Source organism: Streptomyces sp. NBC_01257, assembly GCF_035917255.1.
In the GTDB taxonomy this organism is placed as follows: Bacteria; Actinomycetota; Actinomycetes; order Streptomycetales; family Streptomycetaceae; genus Streptomyces.
Genome location: NZ_CP108472.1, coordinates 4,727,219 through 4,746,009, shown reverse-complemented (window position 1 = coordinate 4,746,009; position 18,791 = coordinate 4,727,219). Strand labels below are relative to the sequence as shown.

Below are 18,791 nucleotides of genomic sequence, written 5' to 3'. Positions count from 1 at the left end.
GCTGCCAGGGCACCACCCGACTCGGCTGCGCGTCTGGGGGATTACATGCGTGAGATGACCAAGGGCGCCAACGTCGGTCTGGCGGACCTCAGCGACGACACCGGAGCGGTCATCGCGAGTCTGAGCTGGAGCAGCACCGCGGGGGACGGCGACGCCGACGTGTCGGTGCTCCTGCTGGACGGCAACGGCAAGGTGCGCAGCGACGCCGACTTCTTCTACTACAACAACACGACCGCTACCGACGGCAGCGTGCAGCTGCTCGGCAAGACTCCGACCGACAGCGGCAGCGAGGACCGCATCAGCCTCGATCTGACCGCCGTACCGGCGGACGTCGAGCGCCTCGTAGTGGCCGCGAGCCGGTACGGCGGCTCGCGGTTCGGAGAACTGGACGATCTCCGGATGACGGTGGCCGACCGCACCGGCGAGGTGCTTCTGGGGTTCTCGATCGCCGATGCCGGGGTGGAGAGCGCCTTCCTCTTCGGGGAGCTCTACCGGCGCGGCACGGAGTGGAAGTACCGCGCCATCGGCCAGGGGTACGAGACCGGTCTGGCGGGTCTCGCAACGGACTTCGGGATCGACGTCGACGACGAGGGGGAGAACGAGGGCGAGAGCGGGAACGTGGCCGGGGAGACGGACGGGACGGCGGAGCCGCTCGGCGCGCAGACCCCGCCCCGCACCGGCGAGGCCGAACAGCCGTCCACCGCGGAGCAGTCCGTCTCGGTACCCCGTCAGGCGGCTCGTGGACCGGCTGCGCAGCGACGACGCGCGGCGCGCGCGGGAGGAGGCGGCGGCCGCGCTCACGCCGCGGGACGCCTTCACCGCTCCGGCGCCCGACGAGCCCCTGCCGGGCGGGAGCCGGGCGCCGTCCCAGGACGACACCCTGACCCTGCTCTTCCTGTGCTGCCATCCGGACCTGGCCCCGGCCGCCCAGATCGCGCTGACCCTGCGGGCCGTCGGCGGACTGACCACGGCCGAGATCGCCCGCGCGCATCTGGTGCCCGAGGCGACCATGGCCCAGCGGATCAGCCGGGCCAAGCGGAAGGTCCGGGGTGCCGCGTTCGTCCAGCCGGGGCCCGCCGAACGGGACGGGCGGCTCGCCGCCGTGCTCCAGGTGCTCTATCTGATCTTCAACGAGGGCTACACGGCCACCTCGGGGCGTGCCCTGCACCGGGCGGGCCTGGCGGCGGAGGCGATCCGGCTGACCCGTTCGGTGCGCCTGCTGCTCCCCCGGGACGGCGCGGTCGCCGGGCTGCTCGCGCTGATGCTGCTGACCGATGCCCGCAGCGCCGCGCGTACCGGACCGCACGGTGAGCTGATCCCCCTCGACGAGCAGGACCGCACCCGCTGGGACCGGGCGGTGATCGCCGAGGGCGTGGCCCTGGTGGAGGAGGCCCTGGGCGAGGGGCCCGCCGGGCCCTATCAGGTGCAGGCGGCCATCGCCGCGCTGCACGACGAGGCGGCCCGTGCCGAGGACACCGACTGGCCGCAGATCCTCGCCCTGTACGACGTCCTCGTCCGCATCGCCCCCGAGCCGATGGCCGCACTGAGCCGGGCCGTCGCCGTCGCGATGGTGCACGGGCCGCAGGCCGGGCTGTCCGAGGCCGACGCCCTCGGGGAGCGGCTGGCCGGCCACCACCGGCTGGACGCCGTCCGCGCCCATCTGCTGGAACGGGCCGGCGACCGCGAGGGCGCCCGCGCCGCCTACCGTGCGGCGGCCGCCGGGACCCTGAGCATCCCGGAGGCCCGCTACCTGAACAAACGTGCGGACCGGCTCGACGACAGCGGCTGAGGACTGCGGGGGACAAGGCGCGGCGAGCCGTGGAGAACAGCGGCAAACGGCTGCAAAGAGCCGCACCGGCGTGGTTTCGCTGGCTGTCGCGCCCTCGGCTCGCAATCATCGGGTCCATGACCAAGAGCAGCAAGGGCCAGGACATCACCCTCCGGATCGCTCAGCAGCCGGAGGCGGACGCGCTTCTCGCACGCAGCCCGCTCGCCGCCCTCGTGGGCATGCTGCTGGACCAGCAGGTGCCGATGGAGTGGGCGTTCTCCGGGCCGTACGCCCTGGCACAGCGCATGGGCGGGGACGATCTGGACGCGCATGAGATCGCCACGTACGACCCCGAGGCGTTCACCGAACTCTTCACCGCCAAACCCGCGTTGCACCGCTATCCGGGCTCGATGGCCAAGCGTGTGCAGCAGCTGTGCCAGTTCCTGGTGGCGCAGTACGACGGCGAGGCGAGCGCGGTGTGGACCGAGGCCTCCACGGGGGCCGACCTGCGCAAGCGTCTCAACGCCCTGCCCGGGTTCGGCACCCAGAAGGCGCAGATCTTCCTGGCGCTGCTGGGCAAGCAGTTCGATGTGCGGCCGCCGGGCTGGCGGGAGGCCGCGGGTCCGTACGGGGAGGCGGGCGCGCACCGCTCGGTCGCCGACATCACCGGGCCCGAGTCACTCGCCGAGGTCCGCGCCTTCAAGCAGGAGGCCAAGCAGGCCGCCAAGGCCGCGAAGCCGGCGGCCAAGGGGAAGTGAGCCCCCGGCCCCGGCCCCGCCCCCGCACCGTCCGCCGGGGCACGCCCTACCGTCTGCGGCGGGCCGTGCCGAAGAGCGAGCGTGAGATCTCCCGGCCCAGCTGCGTGCCCACGGACCGCGCCAGCGACTTGAACATCCCGCTGCCGACCACCTGCTGGACCAGCGAAGGGTCCTCCCCGGAGCGATCGTCCGAGCGCCCGGCCGGGCGTTCGCCCGACGCGACCGCCTTCTCCACCGCCGCCCGGTCCGCCGCCTCGGCCGCGGCGCGCTGCTCCGCCTCCTGGGCGGCGCCCAGCTTCTCGTACGCCGACTCCCGGTCCACAGCCTGTGCGTAACGTCCGTACAGCGAGGAGCCCTTCACCGCCGCGTCCAGCTCCGCCGCCGGGACCGGTCCCATCAGCGACTGCGGGGCACGCAGCCTGGTCGCGGCGACCGGTGTCGGCGCACCCCTCTCGCTCAGCACGGTGATCACCGCCTCGCCGGTGCCGAGGCCGGTCAGCACCTCCTCCAGGTCGTAGGGGGAGTCCGGGAAGGTCTTCACCGTCGCCCGCAGCGCCTTCGCGTCGTCCGGCGTGAACGCGCGCAGCGCGTGCTGGATCCGGTTGCCGAGCTGACCCAGCACGTCGGCGGGGACGTCGCGCGGGGTCTGCGTGACGAAGAAGACGCCCACGCCCTTGGACCGGATCAGCCGCACGGTCCGGGTGATCGACTCCAGGAACGCCTTGGACGCCCCGTTGAACAGCAGATGCGCCTCGTCGAAGAAGAAGACGAGCTTGGGCCGGTCCGCATCGCCGACCTCCGGCAGATCGTGGAAGAGATCGGCCAGCAGCCACATCAGGAACGCGGAGAACAGCTCCGGCTTGTCCTGTACGGCGGCCAGTTCCAGTACGGAGACGAGTCCCCGCCCGTCCGGCGCCTGCCGCAGCAGTTCCGCCGTGTCGAACTCCGGTTCGCCGAAGAAGTCCGACGCACCTTGCTGCTCGAACGCGGTGACCGAGCGCAGGATCACTCCGGCCGTGGCCGTCGAGAGCCCGCCGATCCCCTTGAGTTCGGCCCGGCCGGTGTCCGAGACGAGGAACGCGGCCACCGACCGCAGATCCTTGAGGTCCACCAGTTCGAGGCCCTTGGCGTCGGCGTAGTGGAAGATCAGGCCGAGCGACTGTTCCTGCGTGCGGTTGAGGCCGAGCACCTTGGAGAGCAGGACCGGGCCGAAGCCGGTCACCGTCGCCCGCAGCGGAATGCCGGGGCCGATGCCGCCCAGTGCGTAGAACTCGGCGGGGAAGGCGGTGGCCGTCCACTCCTGTCCGACCTGGCCGGCCCGTTCGGCGACCTTGTCACCCGCGGCGCCGGGGGACGCGATGCCGGAGACGTCACCCTTGATGTCGGCGAGGAAGACCGGCACCCCGTTCGCCGACAGCTGCTCCGCGATCAGCTGGAGCGTCTTGGTCTTGCCGGTGCCGGTGGCGCCGGCGACGAGTCCGTGGCGGTTGAGCATGGCGAGCGGGATACGGATCTGCGCGCCGGGCAGACAGGCGCCGTCCCAGAGCAGGGCGCCGAGGTCGAGGGCGGGCCCGGCGGCCGCGTATCCGGCCGCGATCTCCGCCGCCCGCGGGGGCAGTGCGCCGTCCGTGCCGGTGGCCCCGCTCGCACCCCCCTTCGCGCTCCCGAGTGCGCCCCCGCTCGCGCTGTCGCTCTCACTCATCACGGCCTCAATTCCGGAATGAACGCCTATATGCCGCCTCCGTCAGCATCGCAGTCCCGCTCCATGGCTGCGCCCGGAGCCTCTTGACCGGTAGGCTTTCCGTGTGATCTTCAAGCGCATCGGAAATGGGAAGCCTTATCCCGACCACGGCCGGGAAAGCACCCGGCAGTGGGCGGATGTCGCGCCGCGCCCGGTCCGCCTCGACCAGCTCGTGACCACCAAGGGACAGCTGGACCTCGAAACACTCCTCGCCGAGGACTCCACGTTCTACGGCGACCTCTTCGCGCACGTAGTGAAGTGGCAGGGCGACCTCTACCTGGAGGACGGGCTGCACCGCGCCGTCCGCGCCGCGCTCCAGCAGCGCCAGGTGCTTCACGCCCGCGTGCTCGAACTCGGCTGAGGGTTCACCCGCCGGCACACGCGCCGACAGCGACACCGGCACCGGCACTCGTCGAACACCTGTCCGCCGAACGCTCCCCCGCCGCACACCGCCTGCTGAACGCCGGTCCGTTCGACACCGGCAGGGTTCGTTCGGGTGCTTTCCCACCCGGACGGGTGCGATCCGGCGATCATTAAATAGGCATCATCACCGGGTCGCACTACGCTGCGCCCATGAGCATGCTCACTCCCCCCGGCATGGGCGGAAAGTACCGCATCACGGGTGACAAGTACCCGCGCATGCGGCGCCCCCGCCGCCGCAGCAAACTGGTCCTCGCGGCCACCGCCTCCGTCGTCGCCCTCGGGCTGGCCGGATGGGGCACGCTGCAGCTCATCGACGTCTTCACGGGCGGCGACAAGCAGGCCAGCGCCGCCGACCGCACGGCTGACTGCCCGTCCGCCAGACCGTCCGCGCCCGCCAAGGTGCTGCCGAAGCCCGCGAAGATCACCGTCAACGTCTACAACGCGACACCGCGCGGTGGACTCGCCAAGGCGGCAGCGGACGAGCTGAAGAAGCGCGGCTTCACCATCGGCAAGGTGGGCAACGCCACCGCCGCGTACGACAAGAAGGTCCCCGGCACCGCCCTGCTGCTGGGCGCCCCGGCCGCGGTCAACGGCACGCTCCCGGTGCTCGGCACCCAGCTGGCCGGTGCGGCGACGAAGACCGACGCCCGCAAGGGCGCGGACATCGACCTGATCATCGGTACGAAGTTCAAGGCGTTCAGCACGCCGCAGGCGGCCGCCACCGCGCTGACCGCCCTGACGAAGCCGGCCCCGGCACCGTCCTCCTGCTGAGGCGGGGCGAGCGGGCGGGCGGACAGCCGGGCAGGCAGAACGGCGACGGCCGGGGCGCTCTTCGAGCGCCCCGGCCGTCGCCGTTCCGTGTCCCGCGTCCGTCCTAGTCGACGGTGCCGTACATCCGGTCCCCGGCGTCGCCGAGGCCCGGCACGATGTAGCCGTGCTCGTTGAGCCGCTCGTCGACCGAGGCGGTGACGACGGTGACCGGTGTCCCCGCCAGCTCGCGCTCCATCACCTCGACGCCCTCGGGCGCCGCGAGCAGCACGACCGCGGTGACATCGTCCGCACCGCGCTTGATCAGCTCCTGGATGGCCGCGACCAGGGTGCCGCCGGTGGCCAGCATCGGGTCCAGGACGTACACCTGGCGGCCCGAGAGGTCCTCCGGCATCCGGGTCGCGTACGTGGACGCCTGGAGCGTCTCCTCGTCGCGGATCATGCCCAGGAAGCCCACCTCGGCGGTCGGCAGCAGCCGCACCATGCCGTCGAGCATGCCGAGACCGGCCCGCAGGATCGGTACGACGAGGGGCCGCGGGTACGACAGCTTCACGCCGGTGGTGGGTGTCACCGGGGTCTCGATGTCGACCAGCTCGGTGCGCACATCGCGGGTGGCCTCGTACGCGAGCAGGGTGACCAGCTCGTCGGCGAGGCGCCGGAAGGTCGGGGAGTCGGTGCGCTTGTCGCGCAGGGTGGTGAGTTTGTGCGCGACCAGCGGGTGGTCGACGACGTGGATCCGCATGACACCCACAGTAGCCGTGCCTCCCGTACCCGTGCGCTGGCATCAACCACGCGTTCGGGGGGAAGGTGGGGGCATACGTACCCAGCCTTGGGGTGATGAGCCGATGCCGGACGGGGCGCAGCAGCAGCGGGACGACCAGGACCCGCGGGACGCGCAGAAGGCGCAGGACGCGCCGGAGACCGACGCGCAGCGCCGCAGGCGCCGCGCCCAGTTCCTCCGCGAGCTTCACGAGGCCAAGGCACTCCGTGACCGGGTCCAGCCGCGCCGGGTCAAGGCCGCCAGAATGCGCCAGGCCATGCGGATGCGGACGTTTCGCTGGTAGCCGTCCGGCCGGGTGGAAGACCCCCTGGTGGCGGTGCCGGAGAGAACTGATGGCCGACGCAACGGCGGAACTGCTCTCGCGAGGCCCTCGTTTCTGCCACGATTCCGATGGGCGGGACCCAGGGCAGCCGGACCACCGGCGGTCCTCCCGCCGGACCGACACGACTGGGGTCTTCTGTTCGGGTCCGGCCTGATCCGAACGCGAGCCCCTGAGACCAGTGGGAGAGTCACGGTGTACTTCGCCGCACTGCTCGCGCGCACCGAAGACGGGTGGGAAGCGAGCGACACGGAGCTCGACGATGTGGAGACCCTGTCCGATCTGACCGACCTGGCCCGTGAGGCCTCGGTGGACGAGGACACGGTGCTCGTCTTCATCGAGCAGGAGGACGCCTGGTTCGGCGTCGTCCGGGTCGACGGTGAGGAGGACCCCCGGATCTACATCTCGGACGCCTCCGCCGCCGCCCGCTCCTCGTACGGGGAGATCCTGCTCACCGATGAACTGCTCGGCCGCGAACCCGGGGCCGAGGACTCGATTGCCGCCCTCGAAGAGCTCGTCGGCCTCGACGGTACGGAGGACGGCGAGCCGGACACCCCCGGCAACAACTCCAACGACAACTCCAACGACGATGACGACGGGCCGGACGACGACGCCGTGCCGGCGGGTCCGCTCGGTGACACCGGGGTGCTGTCCGACCTCGGGCTCCCCGAGGCGGAGCTGCTGATGCTGCGGACGGACGCCCTGGTGGAGATCGCGGACGCGCTGGGAGCGGCCGAGGTCCTGGAGACCGTCCGCTAGGGTCCGCGGGTGACCGAACCACCGCACCCGCACGACCCGTCCCCACCGCACGATCCCGTACGGAACCCGTGGCGGGCGACCATGCGCCGCGCCCTGGACGAGGCCGACCTGGCGGCGGCGGCCGGCGATGTGCCGGTCGGCGCCGTCGTCCTCGCCCCGGACGGCACCCTGCTCGCCACGGGTCACAACGAGCGCGAGGCGACCGGTGACCCGACCGCCCACGCCGAGATCCTCGCCCTGCGCCGGGCCGCCGCCTCGCTCGGCCGGTGGCGGCTGTCCGGATGCACGCTGGTGGTCACCCTGGAGCCCTGCACGATGTGCGCGGGCGCCCTGGTGCAGTCCCGCGTGGACCGGGTCGTCTACGGCGCCCGGGACGAGAAGGCCGGAGCGGCCGGCTCGCTCTGGGACGTCGTACGGGACCGCCGGCTCAACCACCGACCCGAAGTGATCCACGGCGTCCTGGAGGCCGACTGCGCGGCCCGTCTCACCGCCTTCTTCCGCGACCGCTGACCTGGGCACCCGGCACCTTCGCCGCCCGGCGGGGAATCGGATTTCGACGGACGGCCGAGATGGTCTAAGCTCTCTCTCGGTAGCGTGTCCGAGCGGCCGAAGGAGCTCGCCTCGAAAGCGAGTGTGGGGAAACTCACCGAGGGTTCAAATCCCTCCGCTACCGCAGGTAGATGAAGGGACCGACCCGCTTGGGTCGGTCCCTTCACTGCGTTCCGGCAGCCGCTAGCGCTTCGCGGCGCCGGCGGCCCGGAACGGTGCGGCTTCGGGGTCCGCCTCCGCCGAGCGGGGCGCCTCCTCGAACAGACCGGTCGAGGCCTCCAGCTCGGCGCGGGTCGGCGCCAGCAGGGAGCGTCCCCTGGTCTCCGGGCCGAGGAGGACCGCGGGCAGGCCGATCACCACGCAGGCCAGCACCGCGAACAGCGCGACCGCCCAGGAGCTGCCACCGGTCCACTCGACCAGGGACAGCGCGATGATCGGGGTGAGGCCGCCCGCGAGGGCGCCGCCGACCTCGCGGCTGAAGGTGAGCCCCGTCATCCTGATCCGCGCGGAGAACAGCTCCGCGAAGTAGGCGCCCTGCGGTCCGAACATCGCGCCGACCCCCAGGCCGAGGCCGATGACCAGCGCGGCCGTCAGTCCGAACCGGCTGCGCGTGCTGTCGATGATCCAGAAGAACGGGAACGCGTACACCGCGCAGAACACCGTGCCGAAGAGAAGCACCGGACGTCGTCCCACCCGGTCGGAGAGCGCCCCGAACAGCGGCATCGTCACCAGCGCCACCGCCGCTCCCACGGTCACCGCGAAGGGGCCCGCGGAGTCGTCCATGTGGAGCGTGTCGGTGACGTACGCCGTGATGAAGGTCAGGAAGAGGTAGGCCATCACCGACTGGGCGACCTGGGTTCCGATCAGGACGAGCGCGCCGCGGCGTTCGTGGGTCAGCACCTCGCGCAGCGGTGCCTTCATGACCTCGCCCTCCCGCTCCACCTCCTTGAACGCGGGGGACTCCTGGAGCCTGAGGCGGATGAAGAGCGCGAGCCCGATGACCACGACACTCGCCGCGAACGGCAGCCGCCAGCCCCAGCTCAGGAAGGCGTCGTGCGGCAGGCTCGCGACTCCGCCCATGGCGGCCGACGCCAGCAGCAGGCCCAGGTACACCCCGGAAGCGGGCCAGGCGCCGTGCAGCCCGCGCCGGCGCGGCCGGGCGAACTCCACGGACATGACGGCCGAGCCGCCGAACTCCGCCCCGGCGCCCAGCCCCTGCACCAGCCGCAGGACCAGGAGCATGGCGGGGGACCAGAAACCCGCCTGCTCGTACGTGGGGAGGAACGCCATCAGCACGGTGGCCCCGCCCATCACCAGCAGGGTGATGACCAGGACGTGCCGGCGTCCGACCCGGTCCCCGAGACTGCCGAACAGGGCGCCGCCCAGGGGGCGGATGAAGTAGCCGAGGGCGAGGGTCGAGAACGCGGCGAGGGTGCCGATGAACTCGTTGTCGACCGGGAAGACCACCTTGTTGAAGACCAGGGCGGAGGCCACGGCGTAGAGGTAGAAGTCGTACCACTCCAGGGCCGAGCCGATCAGGGCCGCCGGTATGACGCGTCGCATCGACGCGCCTGCGGCGGGCTCCTGGCCGGAGGGGTATGCCTGACCGGACGGGGACGTTGCCATTTCCTGCTCCTTTGCGGAGAAATGGGGAGGGCGGGGAGGCGGGGAGGGGCGAGCGGGCCCCGGTGTCAGGCGACGCGCAGGTCCGCGATCGCGTCCTCGTCCCACTCGATGCCGAGGCCGGGGGTCTCGGGCGGTACGACGCAGCCGTCCTCGATCCTCAGCGCGTTGCGGGTGATCGCACCGAGCTGCGGGATGTGCTCGACGTACATGCCGGCCGGAACGGCGCAGGCCAGGCTCGCGTGGATCTCCATGAGGAAGTGCGGGGCCACCTTGACGTTGAACGCCTCCGCCGCGTGGGCGACCTTCAGCCACGGGGTGATGCCGCCGACGCGCGCCACGTCGACCTGGATGATGCCGGCGGCGCCCCTTCCCAGGTACTCGGCGAAGTGGCCCACGCTGTAGACGGATTCGCCGACGGCCACCGGCACGGTGGTGGAACGGGCCAGGCGCTCGTGGCCGGCCACGTCCTCCGCGGGCAGCGGCTCCTCGAACCAGGCGATGTCCAGCGGCTCGTAGGTGCGGGCGCGCCGGATCGCCTCGGGGCCCGTCAGCGACTGGTTGGCGTCGACCATGATCTGCCAGTCGGGGCCGACCGCCGCGCGGACCGCGGCCAGCCGCTCGGCGTCCTCGGCCGCGCTGGGCTTGCCCACCTTGAACTTGGCGCCGCTCAGCCCGGCGGCGCGGGACGCCTTCGCGTTCGCCACCAGTTCCTCGACGGAGAGCTGGAGCCAGCCGCCCTCGGTGTCGTAGACGGGCAGCCGGCTGTGCGCCCCGCCCGCGAGCCGCCACAACGGCTCGCCGGCCCGCAGGCACCGCAGGTCCCACAGCGCGGTGTCGAGCGCGGCCATCGCGAGCGCCGTCAGCGCGCCGTGGGCGGTGGCCCGCGTGGCGTACAGCATCTTCGTCCAGAGGGCCTCGACGCCGCGTGCGTCCGCGCCGATCAGCGTGCCCGCGAGGTGGTCGCGCAGCAGGGCCACCACGGAGGAACCGCCGGTGCCGATCGTGTACGAGTAGCCGGTTCCCCGCAGCCCGTCGTCGGTCTCGACGGTGGCGAGGACGGTCTCCTGGCGTACGAAGGTCTGCGAGGCGTCGGTACGCAGCACCTCGGGCTCGATGTTGACGAGCCGGATGTCGACCTTGGTGATGATGCTCATGGGGGAGCGGGCCTTTCACAGGAGGGTGGAGCGCGTAGCGGTGCGGGGTCCACGGGGAAGAGCGGAAGCCCGCAGAGGATCGACAATTTCCTATAGGAAATGAGAACGAGAGGAGACTACGCATCACCCTCCCGGCCCGGTCAAGGGTTTGCGGTGAGTCAGTTTCTCCAGCCTGTGCCATGAATACGCCACCCCGATGGCGTGTGCGGCGGCGAGCGTGAGCGCATCGCTCAAGCTTCGGGGTTCACGAGCGGATTCATTTCCTATAGGTTTCCGGCAGTGACACCGCGAGGCCAAGGAGGCTGTCGGATGCAGCTCATGCGAGTAGGACCAGCCGGCCGGGAGCGCCCGGCCGTACGCGACGGCGAGGGCGATATCCGCGACCTCGCCGCGCTGACCGACGACATCGACGGGGCCTTCCTGGCGGACGACGGCATCGCCCGGGTCCGCGCCGCACTGGCGGCGGGCACCCTGCCCGTACTCCCCGGCGCCGCCGGGCTGCGGGTGGGCGCCCCGGTGGCCCGCCCGTCCGCCGTCCTGTGCGTGGGGCAGAACTACGCGGCCCACGCGGCCGAGTCCGGCAGCGAGCCGCCGGCCGCCCCGATCATCTTCTTCAAGCACCCCAACACCGTCGTCGGCCCCTACGACGACGTGCTGATCCCGCCCGGCGCCGAGAAGGTGGACTGGGAGGTCGAACTCGCCCTCGTCATCGGCACCCGTGCCGCGTACCTGGAGAGCGCCGAGGACGCCGCCCGCCACATCGCCGGCTACGCCGTCTCGCACGACGTCTCCGAGCGGGCCTACCAGCTCGACGTCTCGGGCGGTCAGTGGTCCAAGGGCAAGTCCTGCCCGACCTTCAACCCCCTCGGCCCCTGGCTCGTCCCCGAGGCCGACCTGCCCCGAGGTCCCCAGGCACTGACCCTGCGCAGCCGCGTCAACGGCGAGGGCAGGCAGGACTCCTCCACCGCCGACATGATCTTCGGCGCGCACGAGCTGGTCCGCCACCTCAGCCACTACCTGACGCTCGAACCGGGCGACGTCATCAACACCGGCACCCCGCAGGGCGTCGCGCTCTCGGGCCGTTTCCCCTATCTCGCGGCCGGCGACGTGGTCGAGCTGGACATCGACCACCTCGGCCACCAGCGCCAGCGCATGCGGGCCACCCCGGCCTCCTGAGATCCCCGCGCGCAGCGCCACGGCAGCACAGCACCGCATACGTACGTACGAAGGACGGCGAACACCCATGGCAGAGCAGACGGCAGACACGGCGGCGGGCACCCCGGCGGGCGCGGCAGGGGAGTTCGGCTCACTCACCGCGGCGGTGACCGGCGGCGCCTCCGGCATCGGACTGGCCACCGCCACCGCGCTCGCCCGGCGCGGAGCCACGGTCGTCGTCCTCGACCTGCGCACGGACCGGCTGCCCGAGGGGCTGCACGGCGAGAGCTGCGACGTCACCGACCGCGCGTCCGTGGACGCGGCCCTCGCCTCCGTCGGCGAGCGCTTCGGTCGCCTCGACATCCTCGTGAACAACGCGGGGATCGGCGCCCAGGGCACCGTCGCCGACAACGACGACGCCGAATGGCACCGCGTCCTCGATGTGAACGTCGTCGGCATCGCCCGCGTCACCGCCGCGGCCCTGCCGCTGCTGCGCGCCTCCCGGCACGCCGCGATCGTCAACACCTGCTCGATCGCGGCCACCGCGGGCCTGCCGCAGCGCGCCCTCTACAGCGCCAGCAAGGGTGCCGTGCTCGCCCTCACCCGGGCCATGGCCGCCGACCACGTCCGCGACGGCATCCGCGTCACCTGCGTCAACCCCGGCACGGTGGACACCCCTTGGGTCGGCAGGCTGCTCGAATCGGCGGCCGACCCGGCGGCCGAGCGCGCGGCACTCGAAGCCCGTCAGCCGACCGGGCGGCTCGTCTCCGCCGAGCAGGTCGCGAGCGCCGTCTGCTACCTGGCGAGCCCGCTCTCCGGCGCCACCACCGGCACCGACCTCGCCGTCGACGGCGGCATGCAGGGCCTGCGGCTGCGGCCCGAGGGGACCGGGAACGACCGGTGAGCACCGGCAGCGTGCGCGCTCCGCGGGAGCCGGGCGCGCCCAAGGGCCGCAAGGCCCGGCTCGATAGACTGCGCCGCAGGTGCGCGGTCCCGCCACCGCCCACTGCCGCAGGAGGCCGGATGCCGTCGGAAGAGTCCGCCGGCTCCCCCCAGTCGCCGGAGCCTCCCCGGCAGGTGCTGGCCGACACCGTGTACGAGGCGATCAAGGCCATGGTCATGGACCATGAGATCGCCCCGGAGGCCCGCGTCGGGATCGACGCGCTGGCCCGCACCCTGGCGGTCTCGCCCACTCCGGTACGCGAGGCGCTGGCCCGGCTCGAATCGGACGGCCTGGTCGTCAAGCGGTCCCAGGCGGGCTACCGGGCGACCGCGCTGCTCACCTCCCAGGGGCTGGAAGAGCTGTTCGACATGCGGCTGCTCCTGGAGCCCGAGGCGGCCGCGCTGGCCGCCCGGCACGCCGACGAGGCCCGGCTCGACCGGCTCGAACAGCTCCAGGAGTCGATGCGCAGCCTGCCGGGATCCGGCGACAGGTACGCCGTCTACCGGGAGTTCGCCGCCCTCGACCAGCGCTTCCACGAGACCGTGGCCGAGGCCGCGGGACGTCCTCTGCTGTGCGACGCGGTGGAACGTCTCCACTCGCACCTGCACATCTTCCGGCTGAGCAGCATCCCGGGCGCGGGCGAGCCCACCCATGCCGAGCACGACCGGATCGTCCGGGCCATCCTGCGCCGCAGCCCCGAGCGGGCCGCCGAGGCCATGACCGACCATCTGCGGAGCAGCCTGGAGCGCCAGCGCGGCCGCCGCGGCCGGCCGGCCTGAACGGGCCGGGCGTCGCCTGCCCCGGACGGGTCATGACAGAGGCCCCGGGTCCGACCGTCGTCGGACCCGGGGCCTCGTGTGCGTTCAGGTCGGGGGAAGCGGCATCGGGGGGACAAGCCGCTTCCCCCGATGAGAACAGGCCCTACCAGCCCTCGTCGCGATCGGGGGAGGCCGCGGCGAGGACCCCACAGAGAGGTCCTGTTCCTCGCCCCTCGGATTCCTGCCAGATCCCCGGGGGCTCGTTCTCCATGCTGCCTTGCCGCATAAGCCGCGGGGGCGGGCGAAGGACCCCGATCACCGGGTCCTTGGTCCTTAAAGACCGTATGTGTGATCGGAAACAGCAGGCGGATACGGCCATGTGTACGGATAGACTCGCCCGACCGCACAGGGGATCGAAGGGGAGTCAGGGGCTGATGGTGCAAGCGAAGAAGATTGCTCTCTACTTGATAGTCGTCTTCGTGCTCTACACGATCATCACGTCCCCCGCCCGGGCCGCGGACCTCGTCCAGGTAGGGTTCGAGGGCGTTTCGAGTGCCGCACAGGGCGTCGGCGACTTCATGTCCGAGCTCGTGAAGTAGGAGTACCCCCATGATCCGCCATCTGGTCCTGTTCAAGCTGAACGACGGCGTCGAGCGGGAGGATCCGCGGGTCGTCGCGGGCGCCGCCGCCTTCCGGGAACTGCCGGACAAGGTGCCCGGGCTGGAGTTCTGGGAGTGCGCCTGGAACATCACCGACCGGCCGATCGCGTACGACTTCGCCATCAACTCCGCGGTCGCCGACGAGGCCGCGCTGAAGAGCTACATCGAGCATCCGGCCCACCAGGCGGCCGCCGGGCAGTGGCGTGAATTCGCCACCTGGGTGATCGCCGACTACCCGTTCTGACGCCTTCGGCCCTGCGAGCCCCTCACCACGATGGTGAGGGGCTTTTCTTTGTGTTTAAACCGATTCAGGGTCAACACGGCGCTATGGGGTGCTTGCACATAGTGGACATGTCTTGTGATGCTATGACCGCTTTTGAAGGATGAGTTGACCGAAGTTGACCGCAAAGGGGTGGCGTCATCGTGCCGGCCAGTACAGCGCCTCAAGTGCCTCCCCAGACCGTCCAGGCCGTCCAGGCCACCCGGACGCCGTCCCCGGCGGCGGCAGAGACGGCCCAGACAGTCCAGACGATCCAGACCGAGACGCCCGATGACACGGTCGCGCCCGCCAGGACCCGGGGCGCGGACACCAGGGCGCTCACCCAGGTGCTCTTCGGCCGCCTCCAGGGGCTGGAGGCGGGCACCCCGGAGCACGGCAGGGTCAGGACGGCCCTGATCGAGGCCAACCTGCCGCTCGTGCGGTACGCCGCCGCGCGGTTCCGCAGCCGCAACGAGCCGATGGAGGACGTCGTCCAGGTCGGCACGATCGGCCTGATCAACGCCATCGACCGGTTCGACCCCGAACGCGGCGTCCAGTTCCCCACCTTCGCGATGCCGACCGTGGTCGGCGAGATCAAGCGGTACTTCCGGGACAACGTGCGGACCGTCCACGTACCGCGCCGGCTGCACGAGCTCTGGGTCCAGGTCACCGGCGCCACCGAGGACCTGACGACCGCTCACGGCCGCTCCCCCACCACCGCGGAGATCGCCGAGCGGCTGAAGATCTCCGAGGACGAGGTGCTGGCCTGCATCGAGGCCGGCCGCTCGTACCACGCGACCTCGCTCGAAGCCGCCCAGGAGGGCGACGGGCTGCCCGGCCTGCTCGACCGGCTCGGCTACGAGGACCCGGCGCTGGCCGGGGTCGAACACCGCGACCTGGTCCGGCACCTGCTCGTACAACTGCCCGAACGCGAACAGCGGATCCTGCTGCTGCGCTACTACAGCAATCTGACGCAGTCCCAGATCAGCGCCGAACTGGGAGTCTCCCAGATGCACGTGTCAAGGCTCCTGGCCCGAAGCTTTGCCCGACTGCGATCCGCAAACAGGATCGAGGCGTAACCGGATCGGGTAGACCGATCCTCGGGCGCCCCTCGCGGACCAAAAGCCGCACACCCCTTGTTAACTGCGCAGACACCCCCAGAACTTGTCGACAAGTCACTACAGCGTGTTGCCGACATGTGACATTCTGCGGGAACCGCGTTTGCCGCAGCCTCCCCTCCGGTATTCAGGTGGAGGCTGCGTTCCTCCGATGGTCGCGGCCACCGCGACCGTCCGCGACCTCAAGGGGGTGGCATGTCCGCAGAACAGGGCAGCTCGAAGGTGCTCACGCTCACGAAGAGCGCACCCGCACCCGTTGTGCTCACCAGCTCGTCGGAAGCCATCGACACCCGCACGCTGTCCCGCTCCCTGTTCCTGCGGCTCGCCGCGCTGGGTCCCGCACCGGGCCCCGACGGAACGGACAGTCCGGAGCGCGCCTATGTGCGGGACACACTCATCGAGCTCAACCTGCCGCTGGTGCGCTACGCCGCGGCACGGTTCCGCAGCCGTAACGAACCCATGGAGGACATCGTCCAGGTCGGCACGATCGGCCTGATCAAGGCGATCGACCGGTTCGACTGCGAACGCGGCGTGGAGTTCCCCACGTTCGCGATGCCCACCGTCGTCGGCGAGATCAAGCGCTTCTTCCGCGACACCTCGTGGTCGGTGCGGGTGCCGCGCCGGCTCCAGGAGCTGCGGCTCGCCCTCACCAAGACCAGCGACGAGCTCGCCCAGAAGCTCGACCGCTCGCCGACCGTTCCCGAGCTGGCCAAGGCGCTCGGCGTCTCCGAGGAGGACGTCGTCGACGGCCTGGCCGTCGGCAACGCCTACACCGCCTCCTCGCTGGACTCGCCTTCACCCGAGGACGACGGCGGCGAGGGCTCGCTGGCGGACCGGCTGGGGTACGAGGACGCGGCGCTGGAGGGCGTCGAGTACCGCGAGTCGCTCAAGCCGCTGCTGGCCAAACTCCCGGCCCGCGAGCGCCAGATCATCATGCTGCGGTTCTTCGCCAACATGACCCAGTCGCAGATCGGCGAGGAGGTCGGCATCTCGCAGATGCACGTCTCGCGGCTGCTGACCCGCACGCTCGCCCAGCTCAGGGAGGGGCTCATCGCCGACTGACCCGGAAGCCGGGACCCGAGGGTTCCGATTTGACGGTCCGTCAGACACACTGGCGCGATGCGACGTCAGACATGGGTCAGGTCCGGCCGCCGGGGCACCGTGCTCGCCGCCTCGGCGGCCGTGCTGTGCCTGGGCGGTGCGCTGACAGGCTGCGGCGACCGGGCCGGCGGCGAGGGCTACACGGCGGTCGGCGCCGCCGGTGCGGGCCCGGGGAGGACGCCGTCGGGTGCGGTGGCGCCCTCGGGGAAGGTCACGCTGGTCCCGCTGGACGGGGCCGGCGGCACGAGCGGGACCGGGGACCCTTCGGACTCCTCGCCCTCCGCCGGAAGCCCGGACAGTGCGGGCGGTGCGGGCGGTACGGGTGCCGGCGGCGGTACGGGCGGCTCCGGGGCGGACACGGCGCGGCCGGGAGCCTCCGGCAGTCCGGCACGGACCTCAGGCGGCGCGTCCGGCAGCACCGGAACGGCCGGCGGCACCCCGTCAACCGGTTCCGCGGCCGGAAGCGGGACCGGAACCAGTTCCTCCGGCGGGTCCACGGGCGGATCTACCGGATCGACCGGGTCCACCGGCCCCGCATCCCCCTCCGCACCCGGCTCCACCGCTCCCGCCGGCCCCGCCGTCCTGAAGGTCGGCGCGCCCGTGCGCGCGGCGGCGGACGAGCGGTGGTGCGAGAAGGTGACCGTGGAGTTCCGCAACACCGGCGGCTCACCGGTGCGTTCGGGCACCGTCACCTTCGCCACGCACATCATCGGCGGGCTGGGGATCGACTGGGCGACCCGGGAATCGACAGCGCCGCTGCCCGCACCGATCGGCGCGGGAGCGGCGCTGAAGAAGACGTACACCGTCTGTGTGGACGCCTGGCGGGTGCCCCTGGGCATGCATGTCGATACCCGGGACGTCACCGCCGTCTGGAAGTGACGGGTGGGTGCGGAGTGACCGGAGGGCCGGTCAGCCGAGCGCGAGCCAGGCGACCGCGCCGAGCACGACGATCACCGCGACGACCGCGGCGATCATCCCGGTCCTCGGTCCGGACGACACGGCGGCGGGCTGCTGCCTGCGCTGCGGCTCGCCCTCGTCGACGAAGGCGCGGAACATCTGGGTGTTGCCTGCCGGGTCGCTGTTGCCCTCGGGACCCTGCGGGGCGTGGGGGTTGTGTGCCATGTCGCAGGACCCTAGCGAACTCGGCGGAAGGGCCCAACCCCCGGGGCGGTGAAGGCGCGAGGCCATAACCGGGGAAGCGGTGAAGGAGCGGTGCCGATGCCGCCGCGTCCGCCGGCCCCGGCACCGGGCCCGCGACGGCGGGGATCCACCAACCAGCCCGCACCCGCGTGCAGTTGACGGATCACCTCGCCGTGACGCCCGCCCCGCACCCGTATATGTGCGCGAAGGGCCGCCGAGGTGCGCGCGACGGGGCGTCGCACGTACGTCCCGCGGAACTCGGCAGCCCGCCCCGAGCCACCGCATCGCGACCCCGGTGTGGCAGGAGACACACCTGCCACTCCTGTGGCGCACACGCTGGGCGTTTGACCCGCGCCCTACACAGCCTTTTGCGTTCCTTTACTTATGCAAGCCACTTTTCGTTTGCCTGCAGCAACCAACGGCTTCTATGGTTGCCCTAAGCAACAAGATGACCGGTGCGAGATGTCTGGGGGTCCCGTGGCCGCACGGAGTCAGTACGAAGAACTGGCCCGGCAGCTCAGCGCCATCGGCGCCGTCAAACGGGGACTCGCCCGCATCCTGCCCGCCGAGTGCCCTGCCGGCTCCGCCGCCGTGCTGGCTCTGCTGAGCCAGCACGGGGAGATACGGATCAGCAGACTGGCCGAGCTCCTCGCGGTCGACATGTCGGTGACCAGCCGGCACGTCGCTCACGTGGCGGAACGCGGCTGGATCGAGCGGTCCCCGGACCCGGCGGACAAGCGCTCCCGGATCCTGCGGCTGACCCCCGCGGGCGAGGGCGTGCTCGGCGAACTGAACCGGCGGACGACCGAGATGTTCGCCCACCACCTCGAGGATTGGTCCGACGAAGAGGTCGGGCAGCTCAACACGTTGCTGGCCCGGCTGCGCGACAGCTTCTCCTGTCGCGGCTCCGGCGGGTGCGCCCCCGGAAAGCACAGCGGCGACTGCCGCTCCCGGCACACCGACAGCCACAACGGCTCGTACACCCGTACACCCGTGTAACAGAAGCAAAGAC

20 protein-coding genes, 1 tRNA gene and 2 pseudogenes are annotated in these 18,791 nt (G+C 71.6%); 18 read left to right on the top strand and 5 right to left on the bottom strand.

Annotated elements, in window-relative coordinates; translation table 11 throughout:
- Positions 1 to 45 precede the first annotated feature (45 nt).
- From OG408_RS20420 to OG408_RS20410, 3 genes and pseudogenes are all read left to right on the top strand, one after another.
- Positions 46 to 774 (top strand): annotated as a pseudogene (locus OG408_RS20420) (TerD family protein); the annotation flags it as partial.
- Positions 725 to 1,789, top strand: a pseudogene (locus OG408_RS20415) (RNA polymerase sigma factor); the annotation flags it as partial. The pseudogenes OG408_RS20420 and OG408_RS20415, both read left to right, overlap by 50 nt.
- A gap of 116 nt (positions 1,790 to 1,905) precedes the next feature.
- Positions 1,906 to 2,526, top strand: coding sequence for an HhH-GPD-type base excision DNA repair protein (locus OG408_RS20410; protein ID WP_326671200.1), 621 nt, complete (start codon positions 1,906 to 1,908; stop codon positions 2,524 to 2,526).
- Positions 2,527 to 2,572: 46 nt separating this feature from the next.
- On the opposite strand, the gene OG408_RS20405 is transcribed toward OG408_RS20410, so the two are convergent.
- The gene (locus tag OG408_RS20405) at positions 2,573 to 4,228 is read right to left on the bottom strand and encodes a helicase HerA-like domain-containing protein (protein WP_326671198.1); all 1,656 of its coding nucleotides are present in this window, start codon (positions 4,226 to 4,228) and stop codon (positions 2,573 to 2,575) included.
- A 103-nt stretch (positions 4,229 to 4,331) separates the two neighbouring features.
- Here OG408_RS20405 and OG408_RS20400 point away from each other — a divergent pair, with 103 nt between their 5' ends.
- Both OG408_RS20400 and OG408_RS20395 read left to right on the top strand, forming a co-directional pair.
- The gene (locus OG408_RS20400) at positions 4,332 to 4,628 is read left to right on the top strand and encodes a type II toxin-antitoxin system VapB family antitoxin (RefSeq protein WP_018101777.1); all 297 of its coding nucleotides are present in this window, start codon (positions 4,332 to 4,334) and stop codon (positions 4,626 to 4,628) included.
- 236 nt (positions 4,629 to 4,864) lie between these two features.
- A complete protein-coding gene (locus OG408_RS20395; protein WP_266786303.1) occupies positions 4,865 to 5,461 on the top strand; it encodes a LytR C-terminal domain-containing protein in 597 nt (198 codons plus the stop codon).
- Between the two features lie 103 nt (positions 5,462 to 5,564).
- On the opposite strand, the gene upp is transcribed toward OG408_RS20395, so the two are convergent.
- Positions 5,565 to 6,200 (bottom strand): uracil phosphoribosyltransferase, encoded by a 636-nt coding sequence (gene upp, locus OG408_RS20390; RefSeq protein ID WP_266780511.1) that lies wholly within the window; start codon positions 6,198 to 6,200, stop codon positions 5,565 to 5,567.
- 103 nt (positions 6,201 to 6,303) lie between these two features.
- Between upp and OG408_RS20385 the strand changes: the two genes are divergently transcribed.
- The 4 genes from OG408_RS20385 (at position 6,304) to OG408_RS20370 (ending at position 7,990) form a co-directional block, all read left to right on the top strand.
- Positions 6,304 to 6,522, top strand: coding sequence for a hypothetical protein (locus OG408_RS20385; protein WP_266780510.1), 219 nt, complete (start codon positions 6,304 to 6,306; stop codon positions 6,520 to 6,522).
- Positions 6,523 to 6,753: 231 nt separating this feature from the next.
- Positions 6,754 to 7,317, top strand: coding sequence for a tRNA adenosine deaminase-associated protein (locus tag OG408_RS20380; protein ID WP_266780509.1), 564 nt, complete (start codon positions 6,754 to 6,756; stop codon positions 7,315 to 7,317).
- A gap of 9 nt (positions 7,318 to 7,326) precedes the next feature.
- On the top strand, positions 7,327 to 7,827 hold the full coding sequence (tadA, locus tag OG408_RS20375; RefSeq protein ID WP_326671193.1) for a tRNA adenosine(34) deaminase TadA: 501 nt from the start codon (positions 7,327 to 7,329) through the stop codon (positions 7,825 to 7,827).
- Positions 7,828 to 7,905: 78 nt separating this feature from the next.
- Positions 7,906 to 7,990, top strand: a tRNA-Ser gene (locus tag OG408_RS20370).
- A gap of 59 nt (positions 7,991 to 8,049) precedes the next feature.
- Here OG408_RS20370 and OG408_RS20365 read toward each other — a convergent pair.
- Positions 8,050 to 9,492: an MFS transporter gene (locus OG408_RS20365; RefSeq protein ID WP_326671191.1), complete on the bottom strand. Its 1,443-nt coding sequence runs from the start codon at positions 9,490 to 9,492 to the stop codon at positions 8,050 to 8,052.
- A 65-nt stretch (positions 9,493 to 9,557) separates the two neighbouring features.
- Positions 9,558 to 10,646: a mandelate racemase/muconate lactonizing enzyme family protein gene (locus OG408_RS20360; RefSeq protein ID WP_326671189.1), complete on the bottom strand. Its 1,089-nt coding sequence runs from the start codon at positions 10,644 to 10,646 to the stop codon at positions 9,558 to 9,560.
- A 309-nt stretch (positions 10,647 to 10,955) separates the two neighbouring features.
- Here OG408_RS20360 and OG408_RS20355 point away from each other — a divergent pair, with 309 nt between their 5' ends.
- The 8 genes from OG408_RS20355 (at position 10,956) to OG408_RS20320 (ending at position 17,518) form a co-directional block, all read left to right on the top strand.
- Positions 10,956 to 11,822, top strand: a complete 867-nt coding sequence (locus OG408_RS20355; protein ID WP_266780505.1) for a fumarylacetoacetate hydrolase family protein — start codon at positions 10,956 to 10,958, stop codon at positions 11,820 to 11,822.
- 67 nt (positions 11,823 to 11,889) lie between these two features.
- Positions 11,890 to 12,705: an SDR family NAD(P)-dependent oxidoreductase gene (locus OG408_RS20350; protein ID WP_266780504.1), complete on the top strand. Its 816-nt coding sequence runs from the start codon at positions 11,890 to 11,892 to the stop codon at positions 12,703 to 12,705.
- A 119-nt stretch (positions 12,706 to 12,824) separates the two neighbouring features.
- Positions 12,825 to 13,523, top strand: coding sequence for a GntR family transcriptional regulator (locus tag OG408_RS20345; protein ID WP_266780503.1), 699 nt, complete (start codon positions 12,825 to 12,827; stop codon positions 13,521 to 13,523).
- A gap of 413 nt (positions 13,524 to 13,936) precedes the next feature.
- Positions 13,937 to 14,101, top strand: a complete 165-nt coding sequence (locus OG408_RS20340; RefSeq protein ID WP_164494166.1) for a hypothetical protein — start codon at positions 13,937 to 13,939, stop codon at positions 14,099 to 14,101.
- Between the two features lie 10 nt (positions 14,102 to 14,111).
- Entirely contained in the window at positions 14,112 to 14,405 is a 294-nt protein-coding gene (locus OG408_RS20335) for a Dabb family protein (RefSeq protein ID WP_266780502.1), read from the top strand.
- A 203-nt stretch (positions 14,406 to 14,608) separates the two neighbouring features.
- Positions 14,609 to 15,499, top strand: a complete 891-nt coding sequence (locus OG408_RS20330; RefSeq protein WP_442806048.1) for an RNA polymerase sigma factor SigF — start codon at positions 14,609 to 14,611, stop codon at positions 15,497 to 15,499.
- A 234-nt stretch (positions 15,500 to 15,733) separates the two neighbouring features.
- The gene (locus OG408_RS20325) at positions 15,734 to 16,600 is read left to right on the top strand and encodes an RNA polymerase sigma factor SigF (protein ID WP_266780500.1); all 867 of its coding nucleotides are present in this window, start codon (positions 15,734 to 15,736) and stop codon (positions 16,598 to 16,600) included.
- Between the two features lie 57 nt (positions 16,601 to 16,657).
- Positions 16,658 to 17,518 (top strand): hypothetical protein, encoded by an 861-nt coding sequence (locus tag OG408_RS20320; protein WP_326671183.1) that lies wholly within the window; start codon positions 16,658 to 16,660, stop codon positions 17,516 to 17,518.
- A gap of 30 nt (positions 17,519 to 17,548) precedes the next feature.
- Here the strand turns inward: OG408_RS20320 and OG408_RS20315 are convergent, their stop codons facing one another.
- Entirely contained in the window at positions 17,549 to 17,761 is a 213-nt protein-coding gene (locus tag OG408_RS20315; protein WP_266780498.1) for a hypothetical protein, read from the bottom strand.
- A 495-nt stretch (positions 17,762 to 18,256) separates the two neighbouring features.
- Here OG408_RS20315 and OG408_RS20310 point away from each other — a divergent pair, with 495 nt between their 5' ends.
- The gene (locus OG408_RS20310) at positions 18,257 to 18,778 is read left to right on the top strand and encodes a MarR family winged helix-turn-helix transcriptional regulator (RefSeq protein ID WP_266780497.1); all 522 of its coding nucleotides are present in this window, start codon (positions 18,257 to 18,259) and stop codon (positions 18,776 to 18,778) included.
- Positions 18,779 to 18,791: the final 13 nt, after the last annotated feature.